Below are 26592 nucleotides of genomic sequence, written 5' to 3'. Positions count from 1 at the left end.
TATAACCTATGAAGCCCGCTAAAAAAATATTCCTGCTGTTAGTAGTTATGCTGCTGGCAAAGTTTGCCGGCGCACAGGATATAAATTTTTCCCAGTTTTACGATTTGCCACTATTAAGAAATCCTTCATTAGCCGGAATCTTTTCCGGTGATATCAGGATAACATCGGCATACAGAAATCAATGGCAAAGTGTAACCGTGCCTTACAGAACGTTTGGCCTTGGTGCTGAATTTAAAAAACCGATAGGAGAAAATTCGAATGATTTTTTTACTTACGGGGTACAGTTGTCTAATGATATTGCAGGTGATTCTAAATTAAGCCGCACACAGGCTTTTCCTGTATTTAATTACCACAAATCGTTGGGCGATAAGAATACTTATTTATCTGCAGGCATCATGGGAGGCCCTGTAATGCAAAGGTTTGACCCTTCCCGTTTAACTTTTGATGACCAGTATGTGAATGGTTCCTATAGCACTTCCAATCCAACCAAACAAACTTTTAGCAGTACCAAACTTACATACTGGGATGGAACCGCAGGGCTTTGTTTCAGTAGTGTGGCAGGAGAAAATACAAGGTATTATATCGGTGTTGGCCTGTTTCATTTTACAGAACCTAAAGTGGCTTTTCAAAAACAAAATGATATTATACTGAATAAAAAATGGGTAGTTAATGGAGGCTTTGCAGCACCATTAAGCGATGAGAACCGCCTTATCATGTACCTGGATTATTTTATGCAGGGAGGAGCCAGGCAGGGTCAGGGAGGTTTTATGCTTAATCATGACCTGGTACAATACGATGAAGAACAGAAAATAAGTATTTCGGGAGGTGTATTTTATCGTTGGAAAGATGCGTTTATGCCCGTGGTAAAACTGGATTATTATGATTACAGTTTAGGAATGTCGTACGACGTAAACTCCAGTAAATTAAAATCAGCATCGCAGTACAGGGGAGCTTTTGAAGTTACACTTTCTTACAAGGCGTTTAATAATAAATACAATACTTCTGCAAATAAAGTAAAGTGCCCTTTATTTTTTTAATGGTACAATAACCCAATACGTTTGCAGTCTCGTTATTCTGAAACATAAAAATTACCCGGTAGATTGCTTGCCCGGCATAATTAGTAGTAGCCAGAATCAACGCAGGGTTTCTATAAAAATTGTTGACAAATACAAGGTATTATTATCAACAAAACCCGCTGTTGGTATGGTTTTTGGCAAATAAAAGGAAAATCCAACTATATGAGAACCATTTCATTTTTAGTGATTGCCTGTGTTGTTTTATTTGTTGTCATTTTTACCCTTATCACTATTTTATTTATTAAGTTTTAAGCGTATCAACAATTCTTTGTTGATCATCTCCGGTTAAATGGAAATGAAAAATGCATCAATTTAAATGGGCCAAATTTTCTGCATCAGCAAAAACAACATTGCTGAAATCTTTCACTACATTATATAAAGTGTCTCTTTCTACAGGTTGTCTTTTTACTTGTTTAATAAGAGTAACTAATTCGGCAGTACTCATCTTTGGTGTCTGCTCTTCGCTACCCGCCATGCTATAAATTTTTGTACTATCGTCGATAGTGCCATCAATATCATTTACACCAAAACTTAAACTCAATTGTGCATTCTGCCTGCCCAGCATTGGCCAGTAAGCTTTAAGGTGAGGAAAATTATCTAAATAAATTCTTGCGATGGCATACAGCCTCATGTCTTCTGTAATAGTGTTTTCAGGTACATGGCTCATGTCATTATCATGGTTGCGGAACTTTAATGGAATAAAAGTGTTGAAACCTTTTGTTTTATCCTGCAGCTCACGCAGTCTCCTCATATGGTCAATACGGTGTTCGTATTTTTCAATATGTCCGTATAACATGGTAGCATTACTGTGCATACCTAATTTATGCGCTTCTTCATGAATAGCTAACCAGCCGTCAGCATTTACTTTATCAGCACTGATCTGTTCTCTTATTTCAGGATGAAAAATTTCGGCACCGCCACCAGGTAAACTATCCAGTCCTGCATCATGCAATTTCTTCATGCCTTCGGCAGTAGAGAGTTTTGCCTTGCGGAACATGTAATCCAGTTCAACTGCTGTAAATGCTTTTACGTGCAATCCGGGGCGATGGGCTTTTATCTTTTGCATCAGCTCAATAAAATAATCCATATTCATTTTAGGATGCACTCCGCCCACAATATGAACCTCGGTAATGGGTTTACCGTCGTAGGTCTTTACAATGTCCAGCATTTGTTCAATACTCAGTTCCCAACCTTCTTCCTTATTTGCATACAAGCGGCTGTAACTGCAGAATTTGCAACTGAATACACATACATTGGTAGGCTCAATATGAAAGTTGCGATTGAAATATGTTTTATCACCATGTAGTTTCTCCCTGATAAAATTGGCCAGGGCACCCACAAAGGCAAGGCTCCCTTTTTCAAAAAGCACCAGGCATTCTTCATCGGTGATTCTTACACCATCTTTTACTTTTTGTGCAATGCTTTGTAAAGCTTTATCTGTAACCGAACTGATTAAAATATCTATTGAAGTGCTCATTGGAATTTTTTTGCAAATTTACGACGATAATAGAAGTTGTAACATTATTTTTTAAAAGGAATAGTTATAATCTCAAGGTGTATTTTGGCTGGATACTACGCTTTTTTAACCGTATGCCACTACCTTAAATTCAAGCGGGTGTAGCCATGTCGTTTCAGAATAAATGTATATCTTCCAAGTCTAAACTAAAATAGGCATGAGTATTAAGTTTCGTCTTACGGTGATGAATTTTTTGCAATTCTTTGTTTGGGGTTCCTGGCTAATAACAATTGGTGCTTACTGGTTCCAGAATAAGCATTGGGCAGGGGATAAGTTTGGCGTGATCTTTTCTACAATGGGTATTGCTTCTCTTTTTATGCCTTCAATAATGGGCATCATTGCAGATAAATTTATTAATGCAGAGAAATTATATGGCATTTGCCATATTTGTGGTGCAGTGGTTCTTTTTACGTTGCCAATGGTGACAGACCCCACCACTTTCTTTTGGGTAATATTGCTGAACATGATTTTTTATATGCCTACCATTGCATTGGCAATTGCAGTAGCCTATACCTCGTTGAAAAATAATGGCAAGGATGTAGTGAAAGATTATCCGCCAATCAGGGTATGGGGAACAATTGGTTTTATTGCAGCGCTATGGGTTGTAAGCCTGTTAGGTTTTGAAACTTCTGCCAGCCAGTTTTATGTGGCTTCGGCAGCATCATTATTTTTAGGAATATATTCTTTCACACTTCCTAAATGTCCGCCGCAACTTACCGGTAAACAAAACCAATCTTTTGTTGATGCTATGGGCCTCACTTCTTTTACGCTGTTTAAAAATAAAAAAATGGCGATGTTCTTTATCTTTTCCATGTTATTAGGTGCGGCATTACAATTGACCAATGCCTACGGGGATACTTTTTTACATGACTTTGCTAAAGTGCCTGCTTATAAAGATGCAATAGCGGTAAAATATCCTGCTATTATTATGTCGATTTCCCAGATATCTGAAACATTATTTATTCTTGCCATCCCTTTTTTCTTAAGAAGATTTGGTATTAAGCAGGTAATGTTGTTTAGTATGTTTGCCTGGGTACTCAGGTTTGGCCTGTTTGCTTATGGTAATCCGGGCAATGGACTTTGGATGATCGTTTTATCTTGTATTGTATATGGTATGGCATTTGATTTTTTCAATATCTCTGGTTCTCTTTTTGTAGAAACACAGAGCGATCCGAAAATAAGAGCCAGTGCACAAGGGCTTTTTATGATGATGACAAATGGAGTAGGTGCAGTGTTGGGAAGTTCTGTAAGTGGATTTATTATACAAAAATATTTTACAGCTGCTGATAGTACTAAAGACTGGTATCACATATGGCTGGCTTTTGGTGCTTATGCATTAGTAGTAGGGGTTTTATTTTTAGTTTTATTTAAACACAAACACAATCCGCAGGAAATACAAAATGTAACGCATTAAGATAAAAAATCTCCTCAGCTTGTTGAGGGAATTTTTATTAAAGCCAACCTGTAACAATTATTTTAAAGCTTCTGTGTTTTACAAAGCTTGCTTTTGCCTGTATTTGGTACGCTGAAATTTCATTTCGGCACATTGATCGAAATATAATTTCAATGTACAAGAAAGCCCTTACAAAAATGTAAGGGCTTTAATTGTATAACTGTAGTTGATTACTTCTAAGTTTCTGTCTTTTTACAAAGTTTGTTTTTGGTTGTACCCGGTACGCTGAAATTTCATTTCGGCACATTGATCGAAATATAATTTCAATGTACAAGAAAGCCCTCACAAAAATGCGAGGGCTTTAATTTTATAACTGTAGTTGATTACTTCTAAGTTTCTGTCTTTTTACAAAGCTTGCTTTTGGTTGTACCTGGTACGCTGAAATTTCATTTCGGCATAGTAATCGAAATACAATTTCAATGTACAAGAAAGCCCTCACAAAAATGTAAGGGCTTTAATTATATAACTGTAATAGATTACTTTAAAGCTTCTATCTTTTTTACAAAGTTGGCTTTTGGTTGTGCGCCTACTAACTTATCAACCACCTGTCCGCCTTTTACAAAAAGGATTGCAGGAATGCTGGTGATACCGTAGTTCATAGAAACCTGGGGATTGTGGTCAACATTTACTTTACCAATGTTTACCTTGCCTTCGTATTCTTTTGATAATTCTTCAATTACCGGGCCTATTGCACGGCATGGACCGCACCATTCTGCCCAAAAATCAATAACGGTTAATTTATCGCTGTCTAAAACGTCTGTCTTAAAGTTTGCATCTGTGAATTCGTGTGCCATAATATATTTTTGTTTAAATTTTATAGAGAGAGGACAAATTTAAGTCCAATCCTGTTAATGTGCTGTTATGACATATCCACATAGTGTTAATGTGCCAATTTGCAAGTAGTACTATGCCACTGCGGCATCAATTATTTTCTAATTTCGAAAATGTTTCAGGTGTCATGACGGCTTCAAGCCGTCGGACACCTACGGGGCACCTAAGCCGTCACCACACTCACTTCCACATCTACATTACCGTTTAAAAATACGGCCATCTCATCGTTCATGGTAAAGCCTTTTTCTAAACTGTACATACCCACTTTATGATTATTGCGTAAATCCTTTACATTGAATTTAATAGATGTTTTACCGGGATTTGCTTTAATATTCTGATCAATGAAATTGATGAAATCGGCATTTACAAATTGCGGCTGTACATCAATCACAACCTGTTTGGTGAGTGCTGTTTTCACTGTTTCCAATAAATGGATTTTACTTAATGCAAATTGATATTCGTTGCTGTTGTAGCGTTGTTTAAAACCGCCTTCTACCAAAACAATCATTCCTTTTTCTAAATAATTCTGGTACTTCACATAATCTTCGCTCCATAACATAAACTCCGCCTTGCCGCTAAAATCTTCTATCGTTAATATACCAAAGTTTTTACCCGTTTTAGTAAGGCGGTGTGCCGCATCAATTACCAAGCCCGCCACACGAAATTGTTTTGCAGGATTAGGATTACTGTTCACTGAATTTTTAAACTCCACATAATCTGCCAGCGAAGTGATATTGTAATGCTTTAATTCAAACTTATAATTATCTAAAGGATGCCCGCTGATATACATCCCGGTAACTTCTTTTTCATAATCCAGTTGCTGTACCAATGGCCACGGTTCACAAACAGATAATTTAGGAGGCATAATTTCAGGCATAGCTAAATCACCAAACAAAGTGTTGGTGGTACTGGCGGCCTGCGATTGAAAAACGTTGCCAAACTTAACAATCTTTTCCAGGCCACTAACATCACCCGGTGCGGCATAAAAATATTGTGCACGTATCACATCTGTAAAGCAATCAAAAGCGCCGCTATAGGCTAAACTTTCCATCGATTTTTTATTTACCGATTTGCTGTTGCATCTTTTTGCCAGATCGAAAATGCTTTTGAAAGCACCATGTTTATCTCTTTCAATAATAATATCTTCAATAGCTTTTTCACCCACACCTTTTAATCCGCTGAAACCAAAACGTATTTCCCCTTTTTTATTTACAGCAAAACCATTCTGGCTTTCATTAATATCGGGGCCCAGAACAGTTAATCCCATGCGTTTACATTCTTCCATAAAGAAAGTGATCTTTTCAATACTGCCTGCATGATTCAACACTGCCGCCATATATTCACTGGGGTAGTGGGCTTTTAAATAAGCCGTTTGATAAGCTACAAAAGCATAACACGTACTATGCGATTTATTGAATGCATATTGGGCAAACGCCTCCCAATCCGTCCAGATCTTATTTAATTTATCTTCAGGGTGTCCCTTGGCGGTAGCACCGGCAATAAACTGTGCTTTCATTTTATCCAGCACCGCAATTTGTTTTTTACCCATCGCTTTACGCAATACATCCGCATCACCTTTACTGAAACCGGCTAACTTTTGCGACAATAACATTACCTGTTCCTGGTACACTGTAATACCATAGGTTTCTTTCAGGTGTTCTTCCATATCAGGCAGATCATACTCTACCTGTTTTTTGCCATGCTTACGATCGATATAATCAGGGATATAACTCATTGGCCCCGGACGATACAAGGCGTTCATTGCAATCAGATCGTCAAATTTATCCGGCTTCAGTTCACGCAGGTATTTCTGCATACCGGCACTTTCAAACTGGAAGGTACCATTGGTATCGCCTCTTTGATATAATGCGTATGCTTTTTCATCATCCAGAGGGATATAATCAATGTCGATAGAAACGCCATGATTCTGTTTGATAAGAGACAGGCCTGTTTTTAGAATACTCAATGTTCTCAATCCTAAAAAGTCCATCTTAATTACGCCGGCTTCCTCAATAGAATTACCCTCAATTTGTGTTAACCATAATTCAGATTCTTTTGATGTTGCAACAGGTAATAATTCAGTAAGGTCTTTTGGCGCAATGATGATCGCTGATGCATGTATACCCGTGTTACGCACAGAACCTTCTAAAATTTCAGCTTCGTGCAGTATAGTGCTCCGCAGGTCGTTGCCAGCATAAATGGCCCTTAGTTGTTTTACATTATCCAGGTCATCAGGTTGCAAAGCTTCTTTTTCTTCTAAAGATTTTTCTCCTGCTTTTGCTTCCTTGATGGTGAATGGCGCATGTAATAATCTTTTTAAATTAATGCCTGGCCTTTCCGGAATTAATTTGGTGAGAATACGGCTTTCTGGTAAAGGAAGATCCATTACTCTTGATACATCGGCAATACTACTTTTAGCTGCCATGGTACCATAAGTGATAATTTGTGCCACCTGGTTCTTGCCATATTTCTGCACCACATAATCAATTACTTTTTGCCTGCCATCATCATCAAAGTCCGTATCAATATCCGGCATGCTCTTACGCTCAGGGTTCAAAAATCTTTCGAATAGCAAATTGTATTTTATCGGGTCAATATTGGTGATGCCAATGCAATACGCCACCGCACTACCTGCTGCAGATCCACGGCCCGGCCCGATGAACACACCAATATCCCTGCCGTGTTTAATGAAATCACTTACAATTAAAAAGTAACCGGCAAAGCCCATTTTTCTGATGACGCCTAATTCAAACTGCAAACGCTCTTCACTTTCAGGAGTAAGAATTTTGTAGCGTTCTTTTGCACCGCTCCAGGTTAAATGCTCTAAATAATCATCCTGCGATTTGTAGTTGGCAGGCACTTCAAAAAAGGGTAGTAGAATTTCTTTCTTTAAATTGAGCACATCAATTTTATCCACCACTTCATTGGTGTTGTCGATCGCTTCCGGCAGATCTTCAAACACTTTTATCATCTCTGCAGTGTTCTTCAGGTAAAACTGATCGTTAGGAAAACCAAAGCGTTTGTTTTTTATGGATACATCATCGTCACTGAATTCACGGTTGGCAGGAGTGGCCTGCTTTTCGCCGGTGTTAATGCACAATAAAATATCGTGGGCATTAAAATCACTCTGGTCAACGTAGTGGCTATCGTTGCTGGCAATAACTTTTACGTTGTATTTTTTTGCAAACTTTAATAGAATGGCATTTACTTTTTCCTGGTCAGGAATGCCGTGGCGTTGCAACTCAATATAATAGTCCTGCTGAAAAATATTCAACCACCATTTAAATTCATTCTCGCCTTCTTCTTCGCCATGTTTTAAAATGGTTTGCGGTACTAATGCACCCAGGCAACAGGTGGTGGCAATTAATCCTTCGTGATATTTATGAATGAGCTCTTTATCAATACGTGGATATTTGGAATACATGCCTTCAATATATCCCAGCGATGTAAGCTTCACCAAATTTTTATACCCCTGCTCATTTTTAGCTAACAGGATCTGGTGGTGCCGTGGATCTTTTTCTTCTTTGCTGAATGTTTTGCGATGCCTGTCGGTAGTAATATAAAATTCGCAACCTACAACCGGCTTTACTTTAAGTGAGCCATCTGCATTTTTATGATTGTGGGCTTCTTTTACAAATTCAAAAGCACCAAACATATTACCGTGATCGCTGATGGCCAATGCAGGCATACCATCTGCAATGGCTTTTTTATATAGATTCTTAATAGAGGCAGCGCCATCTAATAAAGAAAATTGTGTGTGTACGTGTAAGTGAGAAAATTTCATACCCCTGTCTCCGCGGCGGAGAACTTAGTTTTAAAGATTATATGTTTTATCAGTCAACCTTAAATTTAGCAATAAGCAAAAACGCTTTTTATCGGTTTTAATTTCTAAAATTTTATGATGGTTGAAATACAAATATCGTTCATTAAAACTGTTCACGGGTGCTGTTTTTTCCACAAACAAATGCATCGGTTTAAATATACCAACTGGTGGGTATTTCAACGGCTGCAGTAAAGATTATTTTTGATATCAAACGACCATATTATGAAACAATTACTTAGCACCATACTTTTTCTCTTTACTGTTACTGCAATATTTGCCCAGCCTGCGGCAGATAAAATATCAGTAATAATAAAAGCAGGCAAATTCACCATCAATAAAGCTGTTATAAGTGAAGGGTGGCGCAAGGATGTGGCAAGCGTAACCCTGGGCATGGCAGAACGCAAAAGGCCTGGTTACAATACCACTTACACTTACGATAATTTGGGCATCGTTCTTTTTGAAAAAAATGATGATAAATTGCCCTCAGGAATATTATCCGAAGTACAGTTTTACATATCAGCGGGGGATACCAACGCCGTATCGCCTAAGGGCTTTTTTGCGGGAAAAATGGAGGTTGAAAAAGTAAAGATCTCCAGCAACCTTGACTGGAAGACACTTCGTGAAAAACTGAAGGATTATACCTCATCAGAAAGCTATATGGAGCATAACTTCCGCCTTGCTTATAAAGGCATTTATATTTATTTCAAGTACAATAACGAGGAAACGGTTTTACAAAAAATGAGTATTGGCGTAGATAAAAGCAGTAAATGATGCTGCCGGATTTTCTCCTGCCACCTTTGAAACGCTGCTGGCATCGGCTTTTACTTGTAATTTACCCAATGATAACAATGAATTTGTTAAAAAGGATTTGCGCTGCAATTATTTTACTGTCAATACGTTAACTAATTAAAACCGATAAAAATGCCTGAAAAGCTTGTATATCCCGGTAATGGGGCGTACCTTTGCCAAGCATTAGAGAAAAAATTTATTTATTAATTAGTTTGTAGGACAAGGTTTAAAGATCAGATTAGATAAACAGCGTAATTAAAGAAGAATCAGACGACCAAAGAACACAAGATTAAGTCGTACATACGCTTAAACCAAAAGTTTACGTATGAAACACTTATTTTTTGTTTCTGTTGCCGCTGGCATATTTTCAGGAACATCAATATCCGTTAAAGCCCAAACCGCTGTTAATTCAGTGAAGTTTGTGGGGCCACAAAAAAAATCCGTACAATTTATTGAAGGCATTGAAATAAAGCGTGACGCCCAGTCTACCGCCGAACCTGATGTTTGGGCAACCAAGCCTGCAGTTAAGCCTGCACCTGCTACAGTTACAAAGCTTACTTATAAAAAAACTGCTGCTACTTCCGGTACTTTTATTGAAAGCTGTACCGCGTTACAATTTAAATATGCCCAGTTAATGGATGTGGATGTGGAACTGATCACAAACACTAAATTATACACTGTAATTGAAGATTGGTGGGCAACCCGCTACCGTTACGGAGGCACCAGCAAAAAAGGAATTGACTGCAGTGCTTTTACCGGTGCATTACTGAATGAAACTTATGGATTGAATATGCCCAGGACTGCAAAAGATCAGTATGCCATTTGTGACAAAGTAGAAAGAGAAAATTTAACCGAAGGCGACCTGGTGTTCTTTAATACAAGAGGTGGGGTGAGCCATGTAGGTGTTTATTTAGCCAATGGGTATTTTGTACACAGCAGTGTACATGGTGGTGTAACCATCAGCAGCCTGGATGAAGATTATTACAACAGAAAATATATTAGCGGAGGCAGGGTGACGCAGCAGTAAATTATTTGCTATGAAAATTAGAAGGGAGCTGAGAGGCTCCCTTTTTTATTTTGTGCCACGGAGATACACAAAGGAATCTCAGAGATTCACGGAGAGCTTTGTGATACTCTGTGTATTCTCAGCGCATCTCCGTGTAATTTCTCTACTCCACCTTCCTCGCCACTTAATGTTTGCTATGTGGTTATTGGCTTTTTTATTTTGTGCCACAGAGATACACAAAGGAACCTCAGAGATGCACAGAGAAACTTAGTGTATCTCCGTGTCTTCTCAGTGCATCTCCGTGGAATTTCTCTATTCTACTTTCCTGCTCTTCACATAAAAATTCGGATTCACCACAAAGGTTTTCTTATCGTACCAATCAGCTAAACTCAAGGTCTGCCATGTGGCGGTTGGTTTTATCCATTGCTCACTTTTATCTTCCTTACCAAAAGAAACTTTAAGTGGTAAATTAAAACCCGTTACCACACTATCATAACGATAAGAAACTTTATTGCCTTCAATTTTATATTGCAATACCGGAATCATGGTAGTACGCAAATACTGGTCAAATACTTTACTGAAATCGATCTTGCTTTGTTTGCTCACATAATCTTCTATCTGTTTTGTGGTAACTGTTTGATGATAGAAAGTTTTATTCAATCCTCTTAATATCATCCTGAATTTTTCATCATCATTAATTACCTGGCGGATGCTATGCAGCATGTTACCGCTTTTAGGATACATATCACCACTGCCCTCCTGGTTTACATTGTAGGGGCCAATGATGGGGATATCATTCCTGATACCTCTTCTTGTACCAATACAATACGCATTGCCTGCTTCTTTACCATACCAAAAATCGGTGAACAAGGTTTCGCTGTAGTTGGTAAAGCCTTCATGTACCCACATATCGGCAATATCTTTACTGGTGATATTATTGGCAAACCATTCGTGGCCGCTTTCATGTATAATTATAAAGTCCCATTTCAATCCCCAACCGGTGCCGCTTTGATCTCTGCCCAAATAGCCATTCTGATAACCGTTACCATAAGCCGTGGCACTCTGGTGTTCCATTCCCAAATGCGGTGCATCTACCAATTTATAACCATCGGCATAAAAAGGATAGGGGCCAAACCAATGTTCAAATGCTTTGATCATTCTTGGGGCATCGGCAAAATGTACTTTGGCTTTTTCAAGGTTTTCCTGCAATACCCAATAATCCATATCCAGGTCGCCTTTTTCACCTTTGTACACTTCACTAAAATGCGTGTACTTGCCAATGTATGGAATGATATTATAATTGTTGATCGGTTCTGTAACTGCCCAGTCGTAAGTAGCCGTACCGTCACCATTATTTATTTTACCACGATAGCGGCCATTGCCTACGCACATCAAACTATCCGGGCAGGTAATATGCATCTCTGCACTATCAGGTTCATCTGTTTGATGATCTTTACACGGATACCATACACTTGCACCAAGGCCCTGGCAGGCAATGCTCACCCAGGGGCTGCCATCTTTACTTTTTTTCCAGATCAATCCTCCATCCCATGGTGGACGACGGGCAATACGGGGTTTGCCGTGGTAGAAAATATTTATAGTATAGATCTCACCTTTCTTTAAATTTTGCTTACTCCAATCAATAAAATATGCATTCCCATCTCTTGTAAATTTTATTTCTTCAGCTGCATATTTTATAGCAGTTTGAGTTTGAGAACTTGATCTTATGTGAGAAATAATTGAGACGCCATCTAATATCATGGGTTCCTGTAAATCAATCTGCATTCGTTTCTGTGCAAGTCCATGGTTACCATTTGGTATTTCTAATGAGGTGTTCAATACTTTAAAACTCATTACATTTTGTCCGCTTATCGTGCTATCCACAATATTAAATTTCACATGCAGGTCATATTTCAACACATCCCACCAATCTCTTGAAGGGCCATAAGTGCCACGCAATGTATCTGCATGCGTAAAGGCCGCCATCTTTTTTAAAGGCTGTGCCTGTAAATGAATAATGGATAATGAGATAATGAATAATGTAGCGAAAACGGCAATGATTTTTTTTAGAGGCAACATCTTTTTGGCAGGTTTATTTTTGATTGTCTAAATTTATGACGAATATATTGAACTATGCCTGTAAAACAATTCCGTTCATCAATAATTGCCATAACAAGAAAATCAAAAATATTTGCCTTCGGCGAAAATGAAGGTCGCCACAGATTGCACAGATTTACCCGGAAGAATACATTTGCAGTTATAAAAAATTATCCATTATCCATTATCATATTATCCATTTTTGCATTCTCCTGTAATTCACATGAGCATGCTAACAAAAAAATATTTCACTACAACGAAAGCAGCGGCCTGGCTTCACTTGATCCGGCTTTTGCGAAAAATAAACAAGTGATGTGGAGCGTACACCAGCTGTACAATACTTTGGTGGAAATTGACAGCACCATGCAACTGGCACCATCGTTGGCAAAAAGCTGGACGATATCTCCTGATAATTTAATTTTTACTTTTAATTTAAGAGATGATGTATTTTTTGCAGACGATGCCTGCTTTACAAATAACAAAGGCAGAAAATTAACTGCACATGATGTGGAGTACAGTTTTAAAAGAATTGTGGATAAGAATACGGCCAGTCCGGGTGCATGGATATTTAACAACAGGGTTGATTCTGTTGATGGCTTTAAAGCCATTGACGATACTACATTTCAATTAAAACTGATCCGGCCATTTCAATCCATACTTGGTATTTTAAGTATGCAGTATTGTTCCGTTGTACCCAAAGAAGCAGTAGTAAAATATGGCAACGATTTTCGCCGTCATCCTGTGGGCAGTGGCCCATTTAGTTTTGTTGCCTGGGAAGAAGGGCAGGCATTAGTGTTGAAGAAAAACCCCAACTATTTTGAAAAAGATGCAGAAGGAAAACGATTGCCGCATATCGATGGCATTAAAGTTTCTTTTTATGATAGCAAGGCGACAGAGTTTTTAGAATTTCAGCAGGGCCGTTTGGATTTTATAGACGATATCGATCCTTCTTTTAAAGATGAAGTGCTTACTAAAACAGGTAATCTGAAAAAAATATGGGAAGGTAAAATTGAATTGCAAAAGCAACCTTATCTCAATATAGAATACTTAGGCATTTTGGTAGATGAACAAAATCCTTTGGTAAAAAATTCTCCTTTGCATTTGCAGAAAATAAGACAAGCGATCAATTATGGTTTCGACAGGAGAAAGATGATGTTGTATTTACGTAATTCTATTGGCATTGCAGCTGAGAGTGGTTTTGTACCCTGCGGTTTACCTTCTTTTGATTCAGTAAATGTAAAAGGTTATCAATACAATGTAGCCAAAGCCAAACAATTACTGGCAGAAGCCGGTTACGCAGACGGTAAAAATTTACCTGCAATAAAATTACTCACTATTCCCATTTATGGTGATTTAGGAAGTTATATTGCCAACGAACTGCGACAAATTGGAATTAATATTGAAGTGGAAGTGGTGCAGAAAAGTTTGTTGCTGGAACAAACTTCAAAATCGCAAGCCTTATTTTTTCGTGGCAGCTGGATAGCTGATTATCCTGATGCAGAAAATTATCTGAGTGTTTTCTATAGTAAAAATCCTGCGCCGCCTAATTATACCCGCTACAAAAATGCAGCTTATGATCTGTTGTACGAAAAAGCTTTATCAGAAAAGAATGATAGCCTGCGGTATACGCTCTATCAGCAAATGGACAGACTGATCATTGAAGACGCACCTGTGGTACCGCTGTGGTACGATATGGCGATTCACTTAGTGCATACCAACATAAAAAATTTTCCACCAAACAGTTTAAATTTATTGGAGTTGCGGAAAATGCGGATAGAGTGAGTTATTGGATAGCAAAAGTATGAAAATACAAATGTTCAATGTTCAACGCTCAATATTCAATGTTCAATGAAAACGCAGTTCTCTCAGGGTTATCTACTCAGCAGAAATTTCAGAGTATTATACTATGCGTTTCAATTGAACATTGAACATTGTACATTGATTATTGAGTATTCTCTTTAATGTTTCTTCAATTTATTCTTAAACACTTTCTCAAATTTTTCCAATTTAGGCCTTATTACAAACTGGCAATAACCCTGGTTGCTATTATTGTTGTAATAATTCTGATGATAGGCTTCTGCAGGATAAAACACTTCAAATTTTTCCAAGGTAGTTACAATCGGGTTATCCCATGCACCACTTTTATCTAATTCGGCTTTGTATTTTTCTGCTTTAGCTTTTTGTTCTTCATTGTGATAAAAAATTGCACTGCGGTATTGCGGGCCAACATCGGCCCCCTGCCTGTTTAAAGTCGTAGGGTCATGTACCTGCCAGAAAATTTCCAGCAATTCATCATAGGTGATCTTTGAAGAATCATACACCACGTTCAGGCATTCTGCATGGCCGGTGGTTTTGCTGCATACTTCTTCGTAAGTGGGGTTTACCACGGTGCCGCCGCTGTAGCCACTGGTTACGCTTACCACACCTTCTAATTGTTGAAAAATGGCTTCGGTACACCAGAAGCAACCAGTGCCAAAAGTTGCCGTGTCTATCGTAGCTGAATTGTTAGTTGTTGTCATTTTTTTATTCTCCATTTTTGTTGTTGTATTATTATCTTTTTGTGCGCAGGAATATAATCCTGTAAAAACCAGGAACGAAAGAAATATTGATCTGAACATCATTTTTTGTTTGTTTAATATACGCAAAGTTATTTTAGTTAGTTTGCAAAACAATTGGCGTTCAATTAAGTTTAACAAAACCCGATTTAAATTGTATGAGATCATTAATTGTACTTTCCTCAACTTTCTTACGGCATTGTATTGCTCAATATGGTTTTTTAAAACTTTGCATTATAAGCTTCTTATTCTATGGCTTATCTTCATGCCAGCATAAAAATCAACCACCAATGGAATCTGTAAAAGTGTATGCTTTTCGCTTAAAACCCGGACAAGACCTGAAACGGGAAATACAAAAGCTGGTTACTGAAAAACAAATTAAAGCCGGCTGGATCAGCACCTGTGTGGGCAGCCTCACCAATTATAATATCCGTTTTGCCAATCAGCCCAACGGCAGCAGCGACAGCGGGCATTTTGAAATTGTAAGTTTAACGGGAACAGTTTCTGTTAATGGTTCACATATACATATCAGCATCAGCGACAGCACCGGTAAAACTATTGGCGGGCATTTGATGGATGATTGCAAAATTTATACCACGGCCGAAATTGTCATTTTGTCGGGTAATGACCTTGTTTTTAAAAGAGAAAAAGATGGCACCACCCCATGGGAGGAATTGCAGGTGGAAGAAGTGAAAAGTAATTAGTAATTGACAATCAGGTATGAAAAGTATTTTAAGAATAGAGAATTGGTTGTTGATAGTACCCATTATTTTATTAGTGGTTCAAAAATTTTGTTTCCCTGGCACTACGTTTGATTTTCACTTATATGATACTTACTTTGTAATTAGCACTTTTCACTTCGGCATAGCAGTATTGTTGTTTTGCTGGATATTGTATCTCTGCCATTTCTCATTAAGCGCAAGAAAAAGCGGGAATAAAAAAATATTGACAGTTCATGTAATTGTTACTGTTTTATTATTGATATTTTTCTTTGTCTGTCATTTCTTTGTACCATTATGGAAAGCATCTCCAATGAAACCACGACGGTATTATGATTACTCAAGCTGGGAGGCATTTCAGCAATATGATGGAATAAGCATTTGGTTTGCTATCATGTTTGTAATGTTTATATTAATTCAAACCCTATTCATTCTTTATACAATCCAAAGCTTGATTTTTAAAAACAAATGGTAGCAGCTGCTATAAAACTTAAAAAAGGGATTTCATTCCGCAAGGCAAAATTTCCCGTAATTTATACCCATTCACAGGAGGGCAGCAGGCGAAGGGTGCCGGGTAGCGAAGCCCTCTCTTTATTACCAGGTGTAATTGAGCGGCCTCTGCTATTTTATGTTTTAATTTTTGTTAAATGCAGCGGTTATTTTGTCAAAAGTATCATCTTTACCAACTACAAGCTATTTTTACATAAATTTACGTAAGTAAAACATGCACATGAAAAAATTACTATTTATATTGGCGGTATTATCTTTTTCAACAGGCCTTTTTGCACAGGGAAAAGAAAATACCAAAAAAGCCAAAAAAGAAGAAAAACGTAAACGTATTGATGCCTTGATCAAGCAAGAAGAGGAGGGTGTGATCGCTTATAAAAAGCAAACTGCCTATGGCGTAAAACTTACCAGTGATGGCTATGGTGCTTTTTTTGAAATCGGCAGGGCCAAATCAATTAAGAAAGCAATGTTGTACCAGTTTGAAATAAGCGAGCGTAAACATCAAAAAGAAGAAAAACTGACGAGCCTGGCAAATTTTTCTGCGCCTTTTATTTATGGTAAGCTCAACTTTTTTTATCCCGTTAAATTAGGTGTACAACAACAAATATTATTGGGAAATAAAAGCAATAAAAATGGCGTAAGTGTCACTGGTAACCTGGGTGGCGGATTAACGCTTGGCTTTCTGAGACCTTATGAAGTGGAAGTAGATAAGAATGGAACAAGAACTTTTGTGAAATATGACTCACCGGATAGTTTATTATTTGTTGGAGCATATAACGATATTTCAGCATCAGGCCCCAACTTTGGTACCGGCTGGAATCATTTAAAACTAACCCCGGGTGTTTATGTTAAGCCTGCAGTGCGTTTTGATTACGGAAAATTAAACGAACTGGTAAGTGCCATTGAAGTAGGTGTAACTGCCGAGTTTTATTCCAAAAAAATTCCCCAGATGCTGTATACCAAGGAAAAGCAATTTTTCTTTTCGGCGTATTTTGCTTTAATGTTTGGGAAGAGGAAATAAAGCCTGCTAACTCCTGAAAGGAAACTTTAGCTGAGATTAAAAAGGGACTAGCGATGGTGATATATTGTATTATGCCATCTTGGCTACTATATTTACTACCCCACAGTACAGTACTATTTTAATTCTTTACTTCTTACCTTTGCAGTTCATTAGTAAATTTTCAGGATTGAGGAATTTGCAACACCGGTATCAGGTTGCGCAAATCATATATCTGAAATCATAAATCATAAATCAAATGATTGAATTACCGGTAATAGATGGAACAGTAGAGCAGCAACCTAAAAAGCCAAACTGGTTAAGGGTTAAATTACCTATTGGAGAAGAATATAAACATGTTAGAAATTTAGTAGACAAACATAAACTGCATACCATTTGCGAAAGCGGCAATTGCCCTAATATGGGCGAGTGCTGGGGCGAAGGAACTGCTACATTCATGATACTGGGAAATATTTGTACCAGGAGTTGTGGTTTTTGCAATGTAGCCACCGGAAGGCCGCTAGAAGTGGATTGGGACGAACCGCAACGTGTGGCAGAAGCCATTAACCTGATGAAAGTAAAACATGCTGTAATTACTTCAGTTGACAGAGATGAATTGAAAGATGGCGGCAGCATTATCTGGTTCAATACTATTAAAGCAGTAAAAGCTTTAAACCCTCAGACTACTTTAGAAACGTTGATCCCTGATTTTAAAGCAGAGAAAGAAAATATACAACGCATTATTGATGCTGCACCCGAAGTGGTGAGCCATAATATTGAAACTACAGAACGCTTGACCAAACAGGTGCGTATTCAAGCCAAATACTGGCAAAGTATGGAAACTTTAAAGATCTTAAAGGAGGGTGGCATGCGTACCAAAAGCGGTATCATGTTAGGATTAGGAGAGGAGAAAGAAGAAGTAATACAAACTTTAAAAGACCTGTACGCCAGCAATGTTGATGTGGTGACTATTGGCCAATACTTACAGCCAACAAAAAAACATTTGCCTGTTGCCCGTTTTGTTCATCCTGATGAATTTGCTGAATATAGGGAGATAGGCTATAATTTAGGTTTTGATTATGTAGAAAGCGGTCCATTGGTTCGTTCCTCTTACCATAGCGAAAAACATGTGATTAAAGGTTGGGGAAGAAATAAGTGGGAGGGAGAAAAGAATAATGGATAATTTCAGTAATGAATAATTGCTAATGAGATAATGAATAATTGGGTACTAAGATTAATGAAAGCTATTTCAAATTAAGAACATTATTCATTATCCATTAAAAAATTATCAATTATCAGATTACCTTCCCAGCCATTCCTTAAACCCGTTTACTCTCTCCCTGCTTACTATGGTTTCTGCAGTTGTTGGCGGGCAAATTTCCAGTTTCAATCTCCCGCCTAACCAGGTGTGTACTTTTTTTACTGCTTCAATATTTACTAACAAATGCCTGTTGATGCGATAAAAATTATCGGGCTGCAATTGTTCTTCTAATTGCGACAGGTTACTTTCTAATAAAAATTTAGTGCCATTAAAATCTACAGCGTAACATAATTTTCCATCAGCAAAACAATATGCCGTACTTTCGGTTTTTAAATAACTCAGTTGCTGTCCACGTTTTATCAGTAAGCGTTCTTTATATTTTATGGCATTCATATCCTGCATCAGCTTTAAAATTTTATCAGAAAAATTGTTTGCTGTTTTAGGATAGAGTTGTTGGTATTTTTCCAGCGATTTATATAGCTCATTTTCATCGATAGGCTTTAATAAATAATCGATGCTGTTTACTTTAAATGCTTTTAAAGTGTATTGATCAAATGCCGTGGTGAAGATAACGGGTGTGGTGATTTTTACTTTCTCAAAAATATCAAAGCTCAATCCGTCGGCTAATTGAATATCCATAAATATCAGGTCGATATTCTGTGCAGCAGATAAATAACGCACACTGGACTCTATGCTGTCTGCTTTATGGATGATCTCCACTTCATCACTGAAATTCAGCAATAATTTTGAAAGCCGGTTGGCTGCAGGAGTTTCGTCTTCAATAATTACAACTTTCATAAATTAATTATCGATCAGTGGAATGGAAACAGTAAAATTAGTTTCGTTCTCTGTAACTTTTACCGGTGCATCGCTCAGTAGTTTATACCGGTTGCGGATATTTTCTAAGCCAATACCGGTGGATTCATTTACCTGGTTTTTCATTTGCAGGTTATTGCTGATCACCAGGCTGCCATTCTCTGTAAACACATCTATATGCAATGGTTTGTCTGACGAAACAATATTGTGTTTGATAGCATTCTCCATTAATATCTGCAGCGAAAGTGGTACAATTTTCTTTTGTAATTTTTCTTGCGGAATGTTGATGTTTACCTGCAGGTTTTTATCAAAACGGGTCTTTAATAAAAAGGTGTAAGCATTCAATACTTCCAGTTCATCTTTTAAAGAAATGCTTTTTTCATCTTTCACCTCTAATATATGCCGGTATACTTTTGATAATTGTTGCACAAAATCCACTGCATGATCAGGGCTTTCCGGAATTAAAGAACTAAGGGTGTTTAAATTATTAAACAGAAAGTGAGGATTTACCTGGGAGCGTAATGCATTTAACTGAGCGGCAAGATTTTCTCTTTTTAATTTTTCTGTTTCTTCTACTGAATGGCGCAGTTCATGCATAAAATAAATACTCTCATAAATAGCGATGATCATTATAGTACAAAATAAAGCTGCAGAATTGGAGTGTATGAGTATATCTGTTTCACTGAAATATGCAGCATGCTCATCTGCAAAAATTTCTTTGGTAAAAATACCGACAACGGTATTTGCAGTAACAGTAAAAATAAACATCAGCAGCGATTGAAATATAATACGTTTTCTTACTTCATCAAAAATTGAATATTTTTTACGGCTGTAAATCATAATGTACCGGTTACCTAACCAGATAACGGTAGTGATCATCATTGTTGTAAAATATTTATCCCAGGTTAAAAATGGTGACCTGTTAAACCGACAGTTAAAAAAAACAATCGGGATGATAAAACTTAACAACGGAATGCCGATAACCATCAGCATGCCGTCGTTAAATCCTATCCTGCAATTTGTTTTCCGCATAGCGTAAAGTTAATCAAATCAAAAGGTGATCTGGTAATTTATATTGGGAAAAAATCCTATCTGGTTGATCTGGTTTACCCCTCCTGTTTTTGGATTTAAGGTTCTGATATAAATATTTTCCCTGCCGGTAAGGTTTTGCAGATCTACATACCATTTTTGTGTAACTTTTTTAAGGTTGCGGATATAAGAGAATTTTAAATCCCAGCGAATGTAAGTATTCAACTGCTGGCTGTATGCTTCATCCTCTTTATAAATAACATAACCGGCATTTTGCGAAGCTGTAATATTGAATGGTGTGTAACGCTGCCCGCCGGTGACCGTTATTTTACTGTCAATACCAAAAGTGGTTTTATTATTTAATTTAAATTCTTTTCCACCTAAAGCGTTGATCACAAAATTACTGTTGAAGGCGGTATTGCGCCATACATTATCACTGCCTTTGTATTGCGATTGAAAAACAGATGTGGTGAACAGCCAGTAAAAACCTTTGTGTAAAAAATGTTCCAGCGTTAATTCTATACCATAATTATAACCTTTACCATTATTTACCAGGTTGGTTTTATCAGGAAAGGCGAAATCGGCACCGGAGTTTAACATACTGAAACTGCTGGCTGTTTTTTCTACTGCGGCATTATAAATATATTGCCCATATATTTCGGATTTTAAGCGGAACTGTTTTGAAAAGCTGATATCATAACCGAGAACGCCATGCACACTTTTTACAAAATCCAGGTTTTTATTAGTGAATTCAGTTTGCCCGGAATTATTTTTTGATTGATAGAAATATACTTCCAGTGGTTGCGTTTGACTATGCAATCCGACGCCAAATGAAACAGCCTGGTTTTGTTTAAACTGGTATTTGATATTCCATCTCGGTTCAATGCTTTGTGTATTGTTAAAAGTAAACTGCTGGTAATACAGCCCAAGATTAGTAGATAGTTTATCTGTAAAGCGATGCCCGAAATTGATAAAGGTTTTTAACAGCGTTGCGGTTTGGTTGCTGTTTACCAATGTTATCAGTACAGAGTCACCGTCTTTAATATAATCCTGCCTTAATTTTAATTGATTAATGTCTGCTGTAAAACCTGTAGTTAACTGGTTACGGGAATTAAATTTTTTGTTGAAAGTGTAACCGGCAGAATATTTTATTTGTTCATTCTTTTTATAATATGCCAATGTATTTGGTTTGTTGCCGTCTACAATAGTTTCGGAATATTTTGATGATAATCCTGACACAGCAAAGGTTGTTTTACCTGATGCAGTGCTGTTAAAAAAATAAGTGTTGGATAAACCCAATACACCAGTCAACGATTTGAAATCCCGGTCTCTGATACTGCCATCATTGGAAGAATATAAATTATCCTTGCCCTGGCTTTCCGGTAAAAAATGAATATGGCTTTCTCCTCCCAGGCCAAACAAACTAAACGTACCCAGTTTTTTTGTAGGTAGATTAATTTTAAAAGTGCCATCCTGGTAATAAGGTGTGGCAGAGCCGGTGCCAAAATTTAAGCCAAGGTTTTGCAATGTAGCCACCATAGAATAACGATAGTCTACCAGGTAGGATGCTTTTGTTTTTTTATTCAACGGACCTTCTGCGCCAAATTCAAACCCATTAAAACCCATTTGCCCCAGGAACTCATTTTTTTCGTTATTGCCATTACGCATTTTTAAATCAAACACACCAGCTAAAGCATTACCGTATTGCGATGGAAAAGCACTGGTTAAAAAATCGGAATTCTTTAAAGTGTTGATGTTTAAAATACTTACCGGCCCACCGGTAGAACCCAATGTACTGAAGTGATTGGGATTAGGAATATCAATACCATCCATACGCCACAATACACCTGCAGGGGAGTTGCCACGGATGATGATATCGTTCCTGGCATCATTGCCGCCACTTACGCCGGCAAAGTTTTGCGCCATGCGGCTGGGGTCGCTACGGGTACCTGAATACCGAAAAGCTTCATCAGTACTTAACTGCCTGGCGCTAACGATAGCCGCTTCATTTAATGCTTTTAATTTTGATCTGCCCGATATCACTTTTACTTCATCTAGTCTTTTTACTCTTTCCTTCAGCTTTATTTCTAATACAACTTCTTTGGATGATGTTACTTCTATATTTGGCACTACAACATCTTCATAACCAATTGCGCTGATCTTTATATTTTGTCTTCCGACCGGTACATTAGCCAATTTAAAATTTCCTTTTTCATCTGTGATCACATTTAAATGCAATGATTCAACTGATACGGTAATATTTTGTAACACATTACCAGATTGTTCATCCAGCACCACACCTTTTATGGTTTGTGTAAATGCAGCATCCTGTGCTTTAATGATGAGAAAGGAAAAAAAGAGTATGCTTAAAAAAAATACTTTCTTCATAAGTGTTGGTTAAAAATTATTTTACGGAATAGCTGTTATAAATATCAACTGCTTCCTGCAATTTGGATATATCGCCATTAATAGTTTTTGCTTTTTCAATAGCTGTACTGCAACCGGTAAGGTCATTGCTGATGAAGGACTCAACAGTTTTTTTATTGATCAGTTTTAATTTTTTATCGGCATAAACAAAGTAGTCGCCAATTTTTCCTTCGGTACCATTATTAAACACAGCTTCTGTACCATTGTAAGATGCTTTGCCTGAAGCATTACTTGCTTTTTGTAAAAAACAAAGTTTACCGGTGCAGATGGTTTTGAAAAAATCGCCATTGATGCAGATAAAGCTGATAGCATCGATTGTTATGCCATTGATATCGCTGCCTTCGTATACTTTTTTATTGCTGCCGCTTTCATCTGTAAAAATTACAGAAGCAGACTTTTTAATATTATCTTTTATAAATCCTGGTTGCAAAGTGCCATTGGCCAGCGTAACGGTTGCTTTGGTATAACCTTCGGGTGCATTAGTTTGAGCATTTGCTACTGCAACAAAAAGGCTTAATGCCAGTACAAGTGAGGTTGTTTTAAGTTTCATGACTTTTAATTTTAATTGTTAGATAAGTTGGTTAAATGGTATTTTTATACTGCAATTGTACTGTGATTAATTTCGCAGTTATACCAAAATGGAGTGAGTTGGAGAAAAGGAGGAGTGAATTGATATATTCTTAAAACCATCTATAAAAATGAAAAAGGTTTTTATTGTATTGTTATTCTTTTTGTTCAATGCTACTATGTTGTCAGCACAGCAGAAATGGGTAAATGTAGACAGTGCGTTTCAGCTATTGCCTGATAATTTTCATGTATACAAATCCACTGACAGTTTAGATGGTAAACCATGCATTGCTTATTATGCAGAAGCAAAATTGAAAGACAAGCATTTAAGTTTTACTGCAGATACATCGCATGACAGGCGAATAACGCCATTACAATTTTATGCAAAGAACAAGCAACCCTTGCTGGTTGTCAATTGTACTTTCTTTAGCTATGAAACCAACCGCAGTTTGAATGTGGTAATTAAAGATGGAAAGATGGCTGCTTTTAATACGCATACCATTCCAATGAAAGGGAAAGATACTTTTCAATATAAGCATCCTTTAGGAAGCGCTATTGGGATTGATAAAAAAAGGAATGTTGATGTGGCGTGGTTGTATACAGATTCTCTGAAATTGGTTGCGTATGCACGGCAATTGGTAGTGCCGTCATACAAAGACTCATCTCTATCATTTCCTGCTTACTTTGATTCTAAAAATGTTATTTGGGTATCAAATGAAGCAGCAGCCAGGCACGGAGACAAATTTAATACTTATTTGAAAAAGTGGAAAATGAAAACCGCTGTTGGCGGAGGCCCTGTACTATTACAAAACGGTGAAATAAAAATTACCAATGAAGAAGAATTAAAATTCACCGGCAAAGCCATTGAAGATAAACATCCCCGAACCTGTATGGGTTATACAAACGATGGCCGTTTGATTGTAATGGTGATACAAGGAAGATTTCCCGGTATTGCAGAAGGTGCTACACTTACGCAGGAAGCACAATTATTAAAAGACCTTGGCTGTACAGAAGCATTAAACTTAGATGGGGGCGGTAGCAGTTGTATGCTCATTAATGGAAAAGAAACGATAACACCCAGTGATAAAGTAGGGGAGCGTCCGGTGCCGGCAGTGTTTGTAATTAAAGTTCCTCAAAAGAGAAAGTAAGTCCGTATTTACTGATGTATATAATTTTTGCAATGCCAGGCTTGCCTTTGATAACCAGTTTTATTTTTTTATTGTTATCAGTTAATTCCCAACTGCCTTTGATAATGGGGCTTATTTCTACTCCTCCATAAATGCGTCCTGTTAATGTTCCATTGTTATTGAATTGCAGATACTGCATGTCGGCTTTTAAAATTTCACCGGGTAAAAACCGTAAAGTATCTGAATGAAAACCATCATACAAATTCCACTTTCTTTCCAATAACTTTTTGATTTTTATATCACCTGTTCCTGCAAGATTTACTTTTTCTTCCTTGATCAATTTACCATTGTTGTAGTAAACCTCGGATTCGATATTCCAGTCTTTAACTATCTGCCAAATACTATCTCTGATGCCATTTTTGTATTTGCCATAATTATAGCTACTCAAGCTGTCAATATTCTCATACCAGAATTCGTCTTTGGTAAATTTAAAGCTCCTGGAATACTTAGTTGCAAAATTGTTACCATTGGAGTCATAAATATTGATGGGTAAAGAATCGAAGGGATGACTATCTTTTATTGCAATACCTTCATTTATTTTTTTGCCATCAGCTGTATACTCAATACAATAATACTTGTTAATGTTTACTCTTATAAATTCGTAATGAATTTTAGATTCGTCGCCATTGTAAAAAACTTTAGCTCTTATAACCGAATCATTGTAATAGTCGTAAAAACGCTGATTATAGTATTTTGAATCAGCAGTATCTAAAATGTAAAATGTATTATCTGCCTGGCAGAACGATGATTTTGCCAACGTAATAAAAATCAGTAGAAGAAAAAATCTAAGCTGTATGATCTTCATTAAAGTGTATCAGTAATTTCTTTTACTTCTCCCAAGCCAACGCACTGGCCCCCAATATCGCCGCATCAGATTCTTTTAAATGGCTCACCAGAATTTTCACTTTGTTCTGGAACACCTGTATCAGGTTCTCTTCCATATGTTGTTTGGTAGGTTTTAAAATTAAATCGCCGGCCTTGGTTAAACCACCAAATAAAACAATGGCTTCGGGGCTGCTGAACATTATTGCATTGGCTAATGAAAGGCCCAGTATTTTTCCGGTAAATTCAAAAATTTCCAACGCCACTTTATCCCCTTGTATAGCGGCTTCATAAACAGCTTTAGAATCTAACTGGTCTTCAGGCACATCCCTCAGCAAACTGGGCTCAGTTGATTTCGCTAACAATTCAATGGCTGTTAATCGTACACCCGTTGCCGAGGCATAAGCTTCCAGCGGGCCTTTTTTTCCTGTGCCTTTATGAAAACGTCCGTCGGGTATCACAATGGTATGCCCTAATTCGCCGGCAAAGCCATCATGTCCATAAATTAATTGGCCGTTGGCAACAATACCACTGCCCACACCGGTGCCCAAAGTGATCATGATAAAATCCTTCATGCCTTTAGCAGCACCATACATCATTTCTCCAATGGCAGCGGCATTGGCATCGTTGGTTAAGGTAACCGGGAGTTTAAATTTCGCTTCTAATAATTCTGCTAACGCAATAATGCCTTTCCATGGAAGGTTAGGAGCGTATTCAATGGTGCCGGTATAAAAATTACCGTTGGGTGCACCAACACCAATGCCTTTAATGCGCCCTCTTCCGCCGGAGCGTTCAATTAATTCGGAAAGTGCAATGTATAAATCATCAATAAAACTTTCAACCGTTGCATGTTTTTTAGTGGATATCTCACTGCTGAATAAAACATTTCCATCACGGTCTACAATACCAAACTTGGTACCGGTACCACCAATATCAATTCCTATTACTAATTGTTCTAAAGCTGTAGGCATATAGCAAATTTAAAAATCAGTCCCCAAAAATTTGAGGGACTGATAAAGTTATGAATAAATAATAATTTTTATTTCAAAATATGTCACAGGTTATATTAATCAAGTTTGCTTATCAAAAGAAGTCAAGTCTTAAAGACTTGACT

Annotated in this window: 20 protein-coding genes; 9 read left to right on the top strand and 11 right to left on the bottom strand. The window is 37.4% G+C overall.

Going from position 1 to position 26592, the window contains the following annotated elements; all coding sequences use genetic code 11:
* Positions 1 to 8: 8 nt before the first annotated feature.
* The gene (locus ACQ334_RS15070; RefSeq protein ID WP_430989068.1) at positions 9 to 1037 is read left to right on the top strand and encodes a PorP/SprF family type IX secretion system membrane protein; all 1029 of its coding nucleotides are present in this window, start codon (positions 9 to 11) and stop codon (positions 1035 to 1037) included.
* A 346-nt stretch (positions 1038 to 1383) separates the two neighbouring features.
* Here the strand turns inward: ACQ334_RS15070 and mqnE are convergent, their stop codons facing one another.
* Positions 1384 to 2553, bottom strand: a complete 1170-nt coding sequence (gene mqnE, locus ACQ334_RS15065; protein WP_430989067.1) for an aminofutalosine synthase MqnE — start codon at positions 2551 to 2553, stop codon at positions 1384 to 1386.
* Between the two features lie 196 nt (positions 2554 to 2749).
* Here mqnE and ACQ334_RS15060 point away from each other — a divergent pair, with 196 nt between their 5' ends.
* Positions 2750 to 4006 (top strand): nucleoside permease, encoded by a 1257-nt coding sequence (locus ACQ334_RS15060; RefSeq protein WP_430989066.1) that lies wholly within the window; start codon positions 2750 to 2752, stop codon positions 4004 to 4006.
* Positions 4007 to 4521: 515 nt separating this feature from the next.
* On the opposite strand, the gene trxA is transcribed toward ACQ334_RS15060, so the two are convergent.
* Together trxA and dnaE are read right to left on the bottom strand one after the other, a co-directional pair.
* Complete coding sequence (trxA, locus tag ACQ334_RS15055; protein WP_430989065.1) at positions 4522 to 4839, bottom strand: thioredoxin; 318 nt, start codon at positions 4837 to 4839, stop codon at positions 4522 to 4524.
* A 200-nt stretch (positions 4840 to 5039) separates the two neighbouring features.
* The gene (dnaE, locus tag ACQ334_RS15050) at positions 5040 to 8660 is read right to left on the bottom strand and encodes a DNA polymerase III subunit alpha (protein ID WP_430989064.1); all 3621 of its coding nucleotides are present in this window, start codon (positions 8658 to 8660) and stop codon (positions 5040 to 5042) included.
* 261 nt (positions 8661 to 8921) lie between these two features.
* On the opposite strand from dnaE, the gene ACQ334_RS15045 reads away from it, so the two are divergent.
* Together ACQ334_RS15045 and ACQ334_RS15040 are read left to right on the top strand one after the other, a co-directional pair.
* On the top strand, positions 8922 to 9470 hold the full coding sequence (locus ACQ334_RS15045; protein WP_430989063.1) for a hypothetical protein: 549 nt from the start codon (positions 8922 to 8924) through the stop codon (positions 9468 to 9470).
* Between the two features lie 343 nt (positions 9471 to 9813).
* A complete protein-coding gene (locus ACQ334_RS15040; protein WP_430989062.1) occupies positions 9814 to 10515 on the top strand; it encodes a C40 family peptidase in 702 nt (233 codons plus the stop codon).
* Between the two features lie 291 nt (positions 10516 to 10806).
* Here the strand turns inward: ACQ334_RS15040 and ACQ334_RS15035 are convergent, their stop codons facing one another.
* On the bottom strand, positions 10807 to 12573 hold the full coding sequence (locus tag ACQ334_RS15035; RefSeq protein WP_430989061.1) for a M1 family metallopeptidase: 1767 nt from the start codon (positions 12571 to 12573) through the stop codon (positions 10807 to 10809).
* 54 nt (positions 12574 to 12627) lie between these two features.
* Between ACQ334_RS15035 and ACQ334_RS15030 the strand changes: the two genes are divergently transcribed.
* Positions 12628 to 14373: an ABC transporter substrate-binding protein gene (locus tag ACQ334_RS15030; RefSeq protein WP_430989060.1), complete on the top strand. Its 1746-nt coding sequence runs from the start codon at positions 12628 to 12630 to the stop codon at positions 14371 to 14373.
* Between the two features lie 176 nt (positions 14374 to 14549).
* Here ACQ334_RS15030 and msrA read toward each other — a convergent pair whose 3' ends face one another.
* Positions 14550 to 15212 (bottom strand): peptide-methionine (S)-S-oxide reductase MsrA, encoded by a 663-nt coding sequence (gene msrA / locus ACQ334_RS15025; RefSeq protein WP_430989059.1) that lies wholly within the window; start codon positions 15210 to 15212, stop codon positions 14550 to 14552.
* A 224-nt stretch (positions 15213 to 15436) separates the two neighbouring features.
* Between msrA and ACQ334_RS15020 the strand changes: the two genes are divergently transcribed.
* The 3 genes from ACQ334_RS15020 to lipA all read left to right on the top strand — a co-directional run bounded on the left by ACQ334_RS15020 (position 15437) and on the right by lipA (position 18552).
* Positions 15437 to 15850, top strand: coding sequence for a PPC domain-containing DNA-binding protein (locus ACQ334_RS15020; protein WP_430989058.1), 414 nt, complete (start codon positions 15437 to 15439; stop codon positions 15848 to 15850).
* Positions 15851 to 16595: 745 nt separating this feature from the next.
* Positions 16596 to 17393, top strand: a complete 798-nt coding sequence (locus tag ACQ334_RS15015) for a hypothetical protein (RefSeq protein WP_430989057.1) — start codon at positions 16596 to 16598, stop codon at positions 17391 to 17393.
* 235 nt (positions 17394 to 17628) lie between these two features.
* Positions 17629 to 18552, top strand: a complete 924-nt coding sequence (lipA, locus tag ACQ334_RS15010) for a lipoyl synthase (protein WP_430989056.1) — start codon at positions 17629 to 17631, stop codon at positions 18550 to 18552.
* Between the two features lie 117 nt (positions 18553 to 18669).
* Here the strand turns inward: lipA and ACQ334_RS15005 are convergent, their stop codons facing one another.
* From ACQ334_RS15005 to ACQ334_RS14990, 4 genes are read right to left on the bottom strand one after another with little or no spacing between them, the layout of a single operon-like run.
* Complete coding sequence (locus tag ACQ334_RS15005; RefSeq protein WP_430989055.1) at positions 18670 to 19428, bottom strand: LytR/AlgR family response regulator transcription factor; 759 nt, start codon at positions 19426 to 19428, stop codon at positions 18670 to 18672.
* A 3-nt stretch (positions 19429 to 19431) separates the two neighbouring features.
* The gene (locus ACQ334_RS15000) at positions 19432 to 20478 is read right to left on the bottom strand and encodes a sensor histidine kinase (RefSeq protein ID WP_430989054.1); all 1047 of its coding nucleotides are present in this window, start codon (positions 20476 to 20478) and stop codon (positions 19432 to 19434) included.
* Positions 20479 to 20496: 18 nt separating this feature from the next.
* Positions 20497 to 22863, bottom strand: a complete 2367-nt coding sequence (locus ACQ334_RS14995) for a TonB-dependent receptor (protein WP_430989053.1) — start codon at positions 22861 to 22863, stop codon at positions 20497 to 20499.
* Positions 22864 to 22879: 16 nt separating this feature from the next.
* Positions 22880 to 23452 carry a hypothetical protein gene (locus ACQ334_RS14990; RefSeq protein WP_430989052.1) on the bottom strand — a complete coding sequence of 191 codons (573 nt, stop codon included), beginning with the start codon at positions 23450 to 23452 and terminating at the stop codon, positions 22880 to 22882.
* Positions 23453 to 23600: 148 nt separating this feature from the next.
* On the opposite strand from ACQ334_RS14990, the gene ACQ334_RS14985 reads away from it, so the two are divergent.
* Positions 23601 to 24617: a phosphodiester glycosidase family protein gene (locus ACQ334_RS14985; RefSeq protein ID WP_430989051.1), complete on the top strand. Its 1017-nt coding sequence runs from the start codon at positions 23601 to 23603 to the stop codon at positions 24615 to 24617.
* Here ACQ334_RS14985 and ACQ334_RS14980 read toward each other — a convergent pair.
* The gene (locus tag ACQ334_RS14980; protein WP_430989050.1) at positions 24592 to 25413 is read right to left on the bottom strand and encodes a hypothetical protein; all 822 of its coding nucleotides are present in this window, start codon (positions 25411 to 25413) and stop codon (positions 24592 to 24594) included. The two genes, ACQ334_RS14985 and ACQ334_RS14980, sit on opposite strands and share 26 nt — an antisense overlap.
* 70 nt (positions 25414 to 25483) lie before the next feature.
* On the bottom strand, positions 25484 to 26449 hold the full coding sequence (locus ACQ334_RS14975; protein WP_430989049.1) for an ROK family protein: 966 nt from the start codon (positions 26447 to 26449) through the stop codon (positions 25484 to 25486).
* Positions 26450 to 26592 lie beyond the last annotated feature (143 nt).

The organism is Ferruginibacter sp. SUN106 (assembly GCF_050611765.1).
Classification (GTDB): Bacteria; Bacteroidota; Bacteroidia; order Chitinophagales; family Chitinophagaceae; genus Ferruginibacter.
The sequence above is the reverse complement of the archived record's forward strand: the minus strand, read 5'-3'. Positions and strand labels throughout refer to the sequence as shown.

Bases quoted from the DNA above. Each gene is read 5' to 3' on its own strand.
- ACQ334_RS15070 (WP_430989068.1), top strand. From the start codon at position 9: ATGAAGCCCGCTAAAAAAATATTCCTGCTGTTAGTAGTTATGCTGCTG.
- mqnE (WP_430989067.1), bottom strand. From the start codon at position 2,553: ATGAGCACTTCAATAGATATTTTAATCAGTTCGGTTACAGATAAAGCT.
- ACQ334_RS15060 (WP_430989066.1), top strand. From the start codon at position 2,750: ATGAGTATTAAGTTTCGTCTTACGGTGATGAATTTTTTGCAATTCTTT.
- trxA (WP_430989065.1), bottom strand. From the start codon at position 4,839: ATGGCACACGAATTCACAGATGCAAACTTTAAGACAGACGTTTTAGAC.
- dnaE (WP_430989064.1), bottom strand. From the start codon at position 8,660: ATGAAATTTTCTCACTTACACGTACACACACAATTTTCTTTATTAGAT.
- ACQ334_RS15045 (WP_430989063.1), top strand. From the start codon at position 8,922: ATGAAACAATTACTTAGCACCATACTTTTTCTCTTTACTGTTACTGCA.
- ACQ334_RS15040 (WP_430989062.1), top strand. From the start codon at position 9,814: ATGAAACACTTATTTTTTGTTTCTGTTGCCGCTGGCATATTTTCAGGA.
- ACQ334_RS15035 (WP_430989061.1), bottom strand. From the start codon at position 12,573: ATGTTGCCTCTAAAAAAAATCATTGCCGTTTTCGCTACATTATTCATT.
- ACQ334_RS15030 (WP_430989060.1), top strand. From the start codon at position 12,628: ATGCCTGTAAAACAATTCCGTTCATCAATAATTGCCATAACAAGAAAA.
- msrA (WP_430989059.1), bottom strand. From the start codon at position 15,212: ATGATGTTCAGATCAATATTTCTTTCGTTCCTGGTTTTTACAGGATTA.
- ACQ334_RS15020 (WP_430989058.1), top strand. From the start codon at position 15,437: ATGGAATCTGTAAAAGTGTATGCTTTTCGCTTAAAACCCGGACAAGAC.
- ACQ334_RS15015 (WP_430989057.1), top strand. From the start codon at position 16,596: ATGAAAAAATTACTATTTATATTGGCGGTATTATCTTTTTCAACAGGC.
- lipA (WP_430989056.1), top strand. From the start codon at position 17,629: ATGATTGAATTACCGGTAATAGATGGAACAGTAGAGCAGCAACCTAAA.
- ACQ334_RS15005 (WP_430989055.1), bottom strand. From the start codon at position 19,428: ATGAAAGTTGTAATTATTGAAGACGAAACTCCTGCAGCCAACCGGCTT.
- ACQ334_RS15000 (WP_430989054.1), bottom strand. From the start codon at position 20,478: ATGCGGAAAACAAATTGCAGGATAGGATTTAACGACGGCATGCTGATG.
- ACQ334_RS14995 (WP_430989053.1), bottom strand. From the start codon at position 22,863: ATGAAGAAAGTATTTTTTTTAAGCATACTCTTTTTTTCCTTTCTCATC.
- ACQ334_RS14990 (WP_430989052.1), bottom strand. From the start codon at position 23,452: ATGAAACTTAAAACAACCTCACTTGTACTGGCATTAAGCCTTTTTGTT.
- ACQ334_RS14985 (WP_430989051.1), top strand. From the start codon at position 23,601: ATGAAAAAGGTTTTTATTGTATTGTTATTCTTTTTGTTCAATGCTACT.
- ACQ334_RS14975 (WP_430989049.1), bottom strand. From the start codon at position 26,449: ATGCCTACAGCTTTAGAACAATTAGTAATAGGAATTGATATTGGTGGT.